At 74.6% G+C, this 1,584-nt stretch carries 2 protein-coding genes; both read left to right on the forward strand.

What is annotated here, in order from left to right:
- On the forward strand, positions 1-1,082 hold a 1,082-nt coding region (locus tag EHS43_RS44200; protein WP_369009082.1), incomplete at its 5' end, for a sulfite reductase flavoprotein subunit alpha.
- Positions 1,083-1,130: 48 nt separating this feature from the next.
- The coding region (locus EHS43_RS44205; protein ID WP_125196019.1) for a hypothetical protein at positions 1,131-1,584 on the forward strand (454 nt) is incomplete at its 3' end.

The raw sequence follows: 1,584 nt of genomic DNA on the forward strand, positions 1-1,584 counted from the left end.
TCCTGAGCCTGCCCGGCGCCGGCAAGGAGGTCCGCAGGTTCACCTTCGACACCCGGGACGGCGAGGGCCCGCTGCTGTACGAGGCGGGTGACGCCCTCGGCATCCGGCCGCTCAACTCGGCCGGGCTGGTGGCGGAGTGGCTGGCCGTCACCGGTCTCGACGCGGGGGCCGCGGTCGAGGTCGCCGGCGTGGGCGAGGTCGCGCTGGGTGAGGCGTTCCGGCGCCACCTCGACATCACCGGGATCACCCCCGGCCTGCTCCGGTTCGTCGCCGAACACACCAGGGACCCGAGGGAGTTGAAGAAGCTCCTGCGCCCGGACAACAAGGACGAGCTCGCCAAGTGGGGCTGGGGCCGGCAGGCCGTGGACGTGATCACGCAGTACGCCGTGAAGGCCGGCCCGCAGGAGTGGGCGCGGGCCCTCGGGCGCCTCCAGCCGCGCCTGTACTCCATATCGTCCAGCCCGCTGACCGACCCGCACCTGGTGTCGCTGACCGTCTCGGTCGTGCGGTACGAGAACCTGCACGGCAGGCCCCGGCAGGGCGTCTGCTCGCCGTTCCTCGCCGACGCGGCCGCGGACACCCCGGTGCCCCTCCATGTCCGGCGCTCCCCGCACTTCCGTCCGCCGGCCGACTCCGGCACTCCCATGGTCATGGTCGGCCCCGGCACCGGTGTCGCGCCCTTCATCGGCTTCCTGGAGCAGCGCCGGGCGCTCGGCCACCGGGGCCCCAACTGGCTGTTCTTCGGCGAGCAGCACCGGGCGACCGACTTCTACTACGAGGACGAGCTGACCGGCTTCCTGGCCGACGGCACCCTCGCCCGTCTGGACACCGCCTTCTCCCGCGACCAGCGCGCCAAGGTCTACGTCCAGGACCGGATGCGCGAGCACGGCCCGCTGCTGTGGTCCTGGCTCCAGGACGGCGCCCACCTCTACGTGTGCGGGGACGCCTCCCGCATGGCGAAGGACGTCGACCAGGCCCTGCGGGACATCGCGGTCCTGCACGGCGGCCTGGACCGGGCCGGCGCGGCGGCCTGGGCGAAGCAACTCGCCGCCGAGAAGCGCTATGTGCGGGACATCTACTGACCGCACCCGCGGTCGGGGCGCCGGCCACACGTGGGAGTATCGGTCGCCATGAGGGCGTCCTCCGGGGTCCGGACCCTGCGCGCGGCTGTCTTCGCCGCGCTCTGCGTACTGCTGGCCGCCGGCGGACACACGCTGGCGACCGGCATGGCGCCGCCGGTGTGGACGCAGACGGCCGGGTTCGTGGCCGCGTTCGCGGCGGGCCGGCTGCTCGGCGGCCGGGAGCGATCCCTGGGGGCCGTCGGCGGGGCCACTCTCACGGCCCAGGGCGCCCTGCACGCGGCCTTCGGGGCGGTGCGTCCGCACACCGCGAGCGTCATGCGCGGCATGCGCATGACCCACACCCCTGTCCACGCCCTCGTCCCGCACGCCACCGCCGCCCATGCCGCAGCCGCCCTGCTGCTGACCTGGTGGCTCCGGTGCGGCGAGGCCGCCCTGTGGACCCTGCTGCGATGGGCCGTCGCCCGCGTCCCCGGCCTCGCGGCCTGGTGGCGGGGGTACGGCC

The organism is Streptomyces sp. RP5T (assembly GCF_003933965.1).
In the GTDB taxonomy this organism is placed as follows: Bacteria; Actinomycetota; Actinomycetes; order Streptomycetales; family Streptomycetaceae; genus Streptomyces.